Raw genomic sequence first — 8,873 nt, forward strand, 5'->3', positions numbered from 1 at the left:
CGCCGGCGGCGGCCGCCGGCGGGCTGCCCTGGCGCAGCGCCCGCGCGCAGGCGGCGAACACCATCCGCATCGCGCTGCTCTGCGACTTCTCGGGCACCTACCGCGACGTCACCGGGCCGACCGAGCTCGCCTGCGTGCGCCAGGCCGCGGCCGAGTTCGGCAACCGGGGCTTCAACGTCGAGGTCGTGTTCGCCGACAACCAGAACAAGCCGGACGTCGGCTCCAACGTCACCCGCCAGTGGTTCGACCGCGACGGCGTGGACGCGGTGGTGGACGGCGGCGCTTCCTCCGTCGCGCTCGCGGTGAACGATGTCGTGCGCGAGAAGAACAAGGTCTTCCTGAACTCCTCCTCGGCCACCTCGGACCTGACCGGGTCGAAGTGCTCGCCCAACACGGTGCACTGGACCTACGACACCTGGATGCTGGCCAAGTCCACCGGCGGCGCCACGGTGCGCGCCGGGGGCGATTCCTGGTTCTTCATCACCGCCGACTACGCCTTCGGCCACGCGCTGGAGCGCGACACCGGCACCTTCGTGCGCAACGCCGGCGGCCGGGTGCTGGGGAGCGTCCGCACGCCCTTCCCGGGCACCTCGGACTTCTCCTCCTTCCTGGTGCAGGCGATGGCGGCCAAGCCGAAGGTGATCGGCCTCGCCAACGCGGGCTCCGACACCATCAACTGCATCAAGCAGGCGGCCGAGTTCGGGTTGAGCCGGCGCGGCGTCCAACTCGCCTCGCTGCTGATGTTCCTGCCGGACGTGCACGCGCTCGGCCTCGCCACCACGCAGGGGCTGATCTGCACCGAGACTTTCTACTGGGACCTGAACGACCGCACCCGCGCCTTCTCGGCCCGGGTCCGCCCGCACATCGGCGCGCAGAACGCGCTGTGCATGAACCACGCGGGCGGCTACGCCTCCGTCGTGCATTACCTGAAGGCGGTGGCCGACATGGGCGTCCGCGCCGCCAAGGCCAGCGGCGCCGATGCGGTGGCGCGGATGAAGGCCATGCCCTGCGACGACGACTGCTTCGGACCCGGCCGCATCCGCGAGGACGGCCGCAAGCTCCATCCCGCCTACCTGTTCGAGGTGAAGAAGCCGGAGGAGAGCCGCGGGCAGTTCGATTACTACAAGCTGCTCCAGACCACCCCGGGCGAGGAGGCCTTCCGGCCGCTCGGCGAAGGGGGCTGCCCGATGGTGCGGTCCTGACGGGCGCTTGAGGGCGGGGCGCCGCTCGGGCACCATGCCGGCCCATTCGTTTCGGCCGGCCCCCTCTCCGGTGGATGGCGGCTCGGCCAGGGGACCACCGATGCTGGCGCTTCTCTGGCTCATCCCGCTGACGCTCGCCTTGGGAGGCGCCGCGCTCGCCCTGTTCGTGTGGAGCGCGCGGTCGGGGCAGTTCGACGACCTGGACGCGGCCGCCCACCGCATCCTGCGCGACGACGACGCCCCGCGCCGCGGCGCCCGCCGCCCGCCGGACCGGGGCTGAAGGCCCTCCCGCGGACTCGGCCGCCGGGCGCCCGGAGGACCTTCGCCGCAGATGCGACTGCTGCTCTGGTACTGGGGGCGCCGCGGCGCCGGGGGGCAGCTCACCCTCGCCTTGGCCGAAGCCTTGGCGCGTCGTCCCGACGCGGCGCCCGCCCTTTCGCTTTCGCGGCAAGCCGACCTGCTGGCCGAGACGACGGCCCTCGGCCTGCCGACCGACGCCGTGGACACCTACAACAGCGCCGCGGGCTTCGTCCTCAACCTGCCGCGCGCGCCCTTCCTCGCGCGCCGGCTGGTGGCGCAGGCGCGCGCCCACCGCGCCGACGCGGTGGTTTCGGTGATGAGCCACCTGTGGACGGCGTTGGCGGCGCCCGCCCTGCGCCGAGCCGACATCCCCTTCGTGCCGCTGGTCCACGACGCCGCGCGGCACCCGGGCGACCCCGGGCTGTGGTGGGATTGGCGGCTCGACCGCGAGTTGGACGCCGCCAGCGCGGCGATCGCCCTTTCCGGCGCGGTGGAAGCCGCCCTCCGCGCCCGGCGCCCGCGCCTGCCTGTGGCGCGGCTGCCGCTCGGCGCCCACCTGCCCGCGTCCAGCCTGCGCGCGGCGGCGCCGACCGGCACGGCGGGCGACTTCCTTTTCTTCGGTCGGGTCCGCGCCTACAAGGGCCTCGACCTGCTGCGCGACGCCTTCCGCCTCATCCACGAGCGCCGCCCGGAAGCGCGGCTCCGGGTGGTGGGCGAGGGCGACATCGAGGCCGCCGCCCCCGGCCTCTCCTCCTTGGACGGCGTGCGGGTGGAACCGCGCTGGGTGGCCGAGCCCGACATCCCGCCGCTCCTGGCCGGCGCCGGCGCCCTGGTGCTGCCCTACCGCGAAGCGAGCCAGAGCGGCGTCGTGTCCCTCGCCCACGCCCTCGGCGTGCCGGTGGTGGCGACGCCCGTGGGCGGCTTGGCCGAGCAGGTGACGGACGGCGTGGACGGCGCCCTGGCCGCGGCGGCGGAGCCGGGGGCGCTGGCGGACGCGATGGCCCGCCTGTGCGACCCCGCCGAACGCGACCGCCTCGCCGCCGGCGCGCGCCGCACCGGCCGCGCGCTGGCCGATTGGGACGCGCAGGCCGCCGCGCTGCTGGACGCCCTGCGCGGCGCGGGCATCGGCGGCCAACGGCGTCGATCGGGGCTCGGTTAACGGGCGCTCCACGCACCCGGACCTTCCGGCTTGGCCCACCGAGGCCGAAGCCCTCTTGGCCGCCGCCCGTTGCGCGGTCGCCGACGAATCGCGGTCGGGTCGGCACTGATGTGTGCGGCTGGCAGTTCAATCGGCCTTGATCTAACAAGCCTCCGTCATGCCCCCTCTCGACGCTTGGCTGTCCGAGGCCGAGGCCCTGCTCGCCGCCACCCGCCGCGCCGGCTTCGGCCCGGCCATGGACCGCGCCGTTTCCGCTACCGCCGGGGCGCTGGCCGCCGGCCGGCCGTTGCTCGTCTGCGGCAACGGCGGCTCGGCCGCGGACGCGCAGCACATCGTGGCGGAGCTGGTGGGCCGGTTCCTGCGCGAACGGCGGGCGTTGCGCGCGATCTGCCTGAGCGGCGACCCCGCGGTGCTCACCGCCTGGAGCAACGACCACGGCTTCGACACCGTGTTCGCCCGGCAGGTGGAAGCGCACGCGGAGCCGGGCGGCGTGCTGCTCGCCCTGTCCACCTCCGGCAACTCGCCCAACGTGGTGAAGGCGCTGGAAACGGCGCGGGCGCGCGGCATGGCCACCATCGGCCTCACGGGAGAGGGCGGCGGCCGCATGGCGCCGCTCTGCGACCACCTCTTCGCCGTGCCCTCCGCCTCCACGCCGGCGGTCCAGCAGGTCCACCTCTGCTTGTACCACTGCTTCTGCGCCGGCGTGGAGGCGGCGGTCGCCGACGGCGCGGCGTGACCGGAGGCCCGCGCCCGGCGGTTTTCCTCGACCGCGACGGCGTGCTGATCGAGGACACCGGCTACCCGCACGACCCGGCGGAGGTGCGCTGGATCGCCGGCGCGCCGGAGGCGGTCGCGCGCCTGAACCGCGCGGGCTTCCTCGTCTTCGTCGTCACCAACCAATCCGGCGTCGCCCGCGGCCTGTACCCGGACGAGCAGGTTGGGGCGTTGCACCGCTGGATGTCGGAGCGGCTGGCCGGAGCGGGGGCGCGGGTAGACGCCTTCGAGCACTGCCCGCACCACCCGGACGCGCCGCTGCCCGCCTACCGGCGAAACTGCCGCCGCCGCAAACCCGCGCCCGGCATGATCGAGGACCTGCTGCGCGCCTGGCCGGTGGAGCGCGCCGGCTCCTTCCTCGTCGGCGACAAGCCGAGCGACCTCGCCGCCGCCGCCGCGGCCGGCCTGCCCGGGCACCTCTTCCCCGGCGGGAGCCTAGACGCCTTCCTCGGCGGCATCCTCCGGTGAGCGCGCTCGGCCGCGTCTGGCGCCTGCTGCCGCGCGACATGCGGCGCGAGGCCCTGTTCGGCGCCATGGCCGCGCTCGCCCCGCGCCCGGACCCGGAGCCGCCGCGGCCCGATGCCGCCGGCCCCGTCACCGTCGCCGGCTATTTCGGCGCGCCCACCGGCCTCGGCGCCGCCGCCCGGCGCTTGGCGGCCGCGCTCCGGCTCGCCGGGTTCGCGGTGGCCGAGGCCGACCTCACCGGCCCGCTCCGCCAAGGCCCGCCCGCCCCGCCGCCGCGCGTGGCGCCCGGCCCCGGGACGTTGATGGTCCACGTCAACGGCCCGATGCTGCCCTGGGCCATGCGCGTGCTCGGCCGCGGCGCCGTTTCCGGCAAGCGCGTCATAGCGGTGTGGAACTGGGAGCTGCCGAAGCTCGCGCCCGATTGGCGCCGCGGCTTCCGTTTCACGCACGAGATTTGGGTGTCGAGCCGCTTCACCGCCGGCGCCGTGGAGGCCGAGCCCGGCGCCCCGCCCGTCCGCGTGGTGCCCTACATGGTGCCGGAGCCCGACCCGTCGCCGCTGCGCCGCGCCGATTTCGGGCTGCCGGAGGACGCCTTCGTCGCCCTTTCGGTATTCGACGCGTCCTCTTCCATCGCGCGCAAGAATCCGCTCGCGGCGATCGCCGCCCACCGCGCCGCCTTCGGCGACCGGCCCGACCGCGCGCTGGTGCTGAAGACGCACAAGACCGACGCGGCGGGGCCGGCTTGGCGGGAGGTGGCGGAGGCCGCCGCCGGAGCGCCCAACGTGCTCGTCCTCGACCGCGCGCTGGACCGCCGCGACCTTTGGGCGCTGGTGCTCGCGGCCGACTGCTTCCTTTCGACGCACCGCTCGGAAGGCTTCGGCTTCGGCATGGCCGAAGCGATGCGCGCCGCCCGGCCGGTGCTGGCCACCGGCTGGTCCGGCAACATGGACTTCATGGCGGGAGAAGGCGCCGTCGCGCTGCCCTTCGACCTCGTCCCGGCCCGCGACCCCCAGCGCACCTACGACCTGCCGGGCGCGGTGTGGGCCGAGGTCCGTGTGCCGGATGCCGCCGCCGCGCTCGCCGCGCTCGCCAACGCCGGCCCCGAGCGCCGCGCCGCCCTCGGCGCCGCTGCGCGCGAAGCGGCCGAGGCGCTCTCCCCCGCCGCCGTCGCGGCGCGCGCGAGGGCGGCGCTGCTCGGCCTTTCCGATCCCGGGGCGCAAGGCCCGCTCGGGTTGCAAGGCGCGGACATTTCCGTTTAACCGGCCCCTTCCCGGCCGGGGAGGCCGGGACGGGAGAGCCTTGTGCCGAGCTGCGTCGCCATCGAGCGCTGCCGAGTGAGCGGCAGCCGCAACCTGATTCCGGTGCTCGACCTCGGCGAGCAGGCGCTGACAGGCGTGTTCCCGCGGCGCCGGGAGGCCCCCGTCACCGTCGGTCCGCTCCGCCTCGTGTGGTGCCCGGAAAGCGGGTTGTTGCAGCTCGCCCACTCCTTCGACCTGGGCGAGATGTACGGCGAGAACTACGGCTACCGCTCCGGCCTCAACCGTTCCATGGTCGAGCACCTAACGCAGAAGGTGCGGGAGCTGGAGCGGCTGGCGGACCTCAAGCCGGGCGCCACCGTGCTCGACATCGGCTCCAACGACGCCACCTCGCTCAAGGCCTACGCGACGCCTTCGCTGAAGCGCGTCGGCATGGACCCGACCGGGGCCAAGTTCCGGCAGTACTACCCGGACGACGTGAAGCTGGTGCCGGACTTCTTCTCAGCCGCAGCCTACCGCGCGGCAGGGGCCGCGCCCGCCTCCATCGTCACCTCCATAGCCATGTTCTACGACCTGGAGGATCCGGTCGCCTTCGCCCGCGAAGTGGAGGGCGTGCTGGCGCCGGGCGGCGTGTGGCACTTCGAGCAGAGCTACATGCCCTCGATGCTGCGCCTCACCTCCTACGACACGGTCTGCCACGAGCACCTGGAGTACTACTCCCTCGGCGTCGTCGCCCGCATCCTGGAGCAGGCCGGGATGCGGGCGGTGGACGTGAAGATGAACGGCGTCAACGGCGGCTCCTTCGCGGTGACGTCGGTGCGCCACGACGATCCCCGCCGCGGCTCGGAAGGGGTGCTGGCCTGGCTGCTGGAGCGGGAGGAGCGCATGGGCCTCTCCACGCCCCGCCCCTACCGCGACTTCGAGGAGCGCGTGTTCCGCCACCGCGCCGACCTCCGCCGCCTGCTCGAAGCGCTCAAGGCCGACGGCAAGACCGTGCTCGGCTACGGCGCCTCCACCAAGGGCAACGTGGTGCTGCAGTTCTGCGGCATCGGCCCCGACCTGCTGCCCTGCATCGCCGAGGTGAACGAGGACAAGTTCGGCGCCTTCACGCCCGGCACCGGCATCCCGATCGTGGCCGAGGCGGAGGCGCGGGCGATGCGGCCGGACTACTTCCTCGTGCTGCCCTGGCACTTCCGCGACGGCATCGTGCGGCGCGAAGCGGAGTTCCTCGCGCGCGGCGGGCGCATGATCTTCCCCTTCCCCGAAATCGAGATCGTCTGAGGCGGGACGCACCCAACCATGACCAAGCGCGCGCTCATCACCGGCGTCACCGGCCAGGACGGCGCCTACTTGTCCCAGCTCCTGCTGGAAAAGGGCTACGAGGTCTACGGCCTGCTCCGCCGCTCCGCCTCCTCCGACGTGATCGCGGAACGGCTCCGCTGGCTCGGCGTGGCCGACCGGGTGCGGATGGTGGACGGCAACCTGACCGACATGCCGAGCCTCCTCGACGCGGTCGCCAAGGTGAAGCCGGACGAGGTTTACAACCTCGGCGCCCAGAGCTTCGTGAAGACGTCCTGGGACCAGCCGCAGGTGACGGCGCAGGTCACGGCCTTCGGCGTGCTGAACATGCTGGAGGCGGTGCGGCGGATGGCGCCGCAGGCCCGCTTCTACCAAGCCAGCTCCTCCGAGATGTACGGCCTCATCCAGGAAGCGGAGCAGGGCGAGAAAACGCCCTTCTACCCGCGCAGCCCCTACGCCGTCGCCAAGCTCTACGGCCACTGGATCACAGTGAACTACCGCGAGAGCTTCGGGATGCACGCCTCCAGCGGCATCCTGTTCAACCACGAGAGCCCCTTGCGCGGCATCGAGTTCGTCACCCGCAAGGTCACGGACGGCGCGGCGCGGATCAAGCTCGGCCTGGCCAAGGAGCTGCGCATGGGCAACATGGACGCCGAGCGCGACTGGGGCCACGCGCGCGACTACGTGCGCGCCATGTGGCTGATGCTCCAGCAGGACGCGCCGGACGACTACGTGGTGGCGACCGGCCGCACCACCACGGTCCGGGAGATGTGCCGCATCGCCTTCGCCCATGTCGGCCTGGATTACGAGCGCCATGTGGTGGTGGACCCCGCGCTGTTCCGCCCGGCCGAGGTGGACCGCTTGCTCGGCGACCCGTCCAAGGCCCGCGCGAAGCTCGGCTGGGTGCCGGAGACCACGTTGGAGGGGATGATCGCCGAGATGGTGGAGGCCGACCTCCGCCGCCACCGCGACCGCGCGCTGCTCGCGTCCGGGCGGGAGGCCGCGGCCTCTTGAGCTTCGCCCCGTCCCGCGTGCTCGTCACCGGGGCGACGGGCTTCGTCGGCCGCCATCTGCTGACGGCGCTGCGCTCGGCCTTCCCGGCGGCCGAGCTGGTGCCGGCGGCGCGGGCCGGCGAGACCGGCGGGGCGACCGTGCGCGCGTTCGACCTCATGGACGCCGGGGGCGTGGCCCGGCTGGCGGCGGAGGTGCGGCCCGACGCCTGCGTCCACCTGGCCGCCGCGTCCGCGGTGGCGGAAAGCTTCGCCGACCCGGACGCCGCGTGGCGGGCCAACGTGGACGGCACGCGCGCCCTCGCCGCGGCGCTGGTGCGGCACGCGCCGGAATGCCGGTTGCTGCACGCCTCGAGCGGGGAGGTGTACGGCCTGTCCTTCAACGGCGGCGCGCCGCTCGACGAGGGGGCGCCGCTGCGTCCGGCCAACCCCTACGCCGCCGCAAAGGCCGCCGCCGACATCGCGCTCGGCGAGATGGCGTTGCGCGGCCTGCGCGTGCTGCGCCTCCGGCCGTTGAACCACGTGGGACCGGGCCAGTCGCCGCGCTTCGCCGTCGCCTCCTTCGCGCGCCAGATCGCCCGCATCGAGGCCGGGGCGCAGCCGCCCGCGGTGCGCACGGGCGCGCTCGACCGCCAGCGCGATTTCCTCGACGTGCGCGACGTGTGCGACGCCTACGTCTCGGCGTTGGCCCGCGCCGACTCGCTGCCCGCGGGGGCCGTGCTCAACATCGCCTCCGGCCGGCTGCGCCCGCTCGGGGGCGTCCTCGCCGACCTGCTGCGCATCGCCGGGGTGCGGGCGGAGGTGGAGCAGGAGCAAACAGCGCTGCGCCCGACCGACCTCGCGGCCACCCCTTGCCGCGCCGACGCCGCGCGGGCGGCGCTCGGCTGGGCGCCGCGCCGCGACTGGGACGCGACCTTGGCCGAGATCCTCGAGTTCTGGCGCGCCGAGGTCCGGGCGTGACGGCGGGGGCGGCCGGCGGCGATCCCGTGGAAGCCGTCACCGGCGTCCCGCGCGGCGCCATCCTCGAACGCTGCGCGGCGCGCCGCGCCGGGCTTCCGGTCAGCCCCTTCGCGCCGCCCGCCATCGCCGCGGCGCACCGCCGCCCGCCGCCGGTGCGCGTGGACCCCGACGGGGTGCGCTTCGCCGACCTGCGCGCCGCCGGCGACGAGGACTTCGTGGTGTCGGCCTTCGTGGCGATCCTCGGCCGGCCGCCGCACGACCCGGAGTTCGACCGGCGCCTCCGCGAACTGAAAGGCGGCAAGACGCGGCTGGAGATCATCGGCCGCCTCGCCCTGTCCCGGGACGGCCGCCGCGCCAAGCGGCCGCGCGTCGCGGGCGTGGCGCTGCCGGCCTTGTTGCGCTCCGTGCGCTTGGCCGACCGGGCGCTGGAACGGCCCGCGGCGGGCCC

General features: G+C 74.5%; 10 protein-coding genes. All 10 read left to right on the forward strand.

Annotated elements, in window-relative coordinates; genetic code table 11:
* Positions 1-1,202: ABC transporter substrate-binding protein (locus ABD067_RS06290; RefSeq protein WP_343894342.1), on the forward strand; the 1,202-nt coding region annotated here is incomplete at its 5' end.
* A gap of 100 nt (positions 1,203-1,302) precedes the next feature.
* Positions 1,303-1,482 (forward strand): cbb3-type cytochrome oxidase assembly protein CcoS, encoded by a 180-nt coding sequence (gene ccoS, locus ABD067_RS06295; RefSeq protein WP_343894343.1) that lies wholly within the window; start codon positions 1,303-1,305, stop codon positions 1,480-1,482.
* A gap of 51 nt (positions 1,483-1,533) precedes the next feature.
* A complete protein-coding gene (locus tag ABD067_RS06300; RefSeq protein WP_343894344.1) occupies positions 1,534-2,661 on the forward strand; it encodes a glycosyltransferase family 4 protein in 1,128 nt (375 codons plus the stop codon).
* Positions 2,662-2,818: 157 nt separating this feature from the next.
* Positions 2,819-3,397, forward strand: a complete 579-nt coding sequence (locus ABD067_RS06305; protein WP_343894345.1) for a D-sedoheptulose-7-phosphate isomerase — start codon at positions 2,819-2,821, stop codon at positions 3,395-3,397.
* Complete coding sequence (locus tag ABD067_RS06310; RefSeq protein WP_343894346.1) at positions 3,394-3,903, forward strand: D-glycero-alpha-D-manno-heptose-1,7-bisphosphate 7-phosphatase; 510 nt, start codon at positions 3,394-3,396, stop codon at positions 3,901-3,903. The genes ABD067_RS06305 and ABD067_RS06310 overlap by 4 nt, the downstream gene beginning before the upstream one ends.
* Positions 3,900-5,159: a glycosyltransferase gene (locus tag ABD067_RS06315; protein ID WP_343894347.1), complete on the forward strand. Its 1,260-nt coding sequence runs from the start codon at positions 3,900-3,902 to the stop codon at positions 5,157-5,159. Before ABD067_RS06310 ends, ABD067_RS06315 begins: the two co-directional genes overlap by 4 nt.
* 42 nt (positions 5,160-5,201) lie before the next feature.
* Positions 5,202-6,437 (forward strand): class I SAM-dependent methyltransferase, encoded by a 1,236-nt coding sequence (locus ABD067_RS06320; protein ID WP_343894348.1) that lies wholly within the window; start codon positions 5,202-5,204, stop codon positions 6,435-6,437.
* Positions 6,438-6,455: 18 nt separating this feature from the next.
* Entirely contained in the window at positions 6,456-7,469 is a 1,014-nt protein-coding gene (gene gmd, locus ABD067_RS06325) for a GDP-mannose 4,6-dehydratase (protein ID WP_343894349.1), read from the forward strand.
* On the forward strand, positions 7,466-8,425 hold the full coding sequence (locus ABD067_RS06330) for an NAD-dependent epimerase/dehydratase family protein (protein ID WP_343894350.1): 960 nt from the start codon (positions 7,466-7,468) through the stop codon (positions 8,423-8,425). Before gmd ends, ABD067_RS06330 begins: the two co-directional genes overlap by 4 nt.
* Positions 8,422-8,873 (forward strand): hypothetical protein (locus ABD067_RS06335; RefSeq protein WP_343894351.1); only part of this gene is annotated, 452 nt, incomplete at its 3' end. The genes ABD067_RS06330 and ABD067_RS06335, both read left to right, overlap by 4 nt.

The sequence above is a fragment of the Craurococcus roseus genome (assembly GCF_039523795.1).
GTDB classification, from domain to species: domain Bacteria; phylum Pseudomonadota; class Alphaproteobacteria; order Acetobacterales; family Acetobacteraceae; genus Craurococcus; species Craurococcus roseus.

Excerpts from the sequence above, each read along its gene's own strand:
- ABD067_RS06300 (WP_343894344.1), top strand. The coding sequence starts at position 1,534 with ATGCGACTGCTGCTCTGGTACTGGGGGCGCCGCGGCGCCGGGGGGCAG.
- ABD067_RS06305 (WP_343894345.1), top strand. The coding sequence starts at position 2,819 with ATGCCCCCTCTCGACGCTTGGCTGTCCGAGGCCGAGGCCCTGCTCGCC.
- gmd (WP_343894349.1), top strand. The coding sequence starts at position 6,456 with ATGACCAAGCGCGCGCTCATCACCGGCGTCACCGGCCAGGACGGCGCC.
- ccoS (WP_343894343.1), top strand. The coding sequence starts at position 1,303 with ATGCTGGCGCTTCTCTGGCTCATCCCGCTGACGCTCGCCTTGGGAGGC.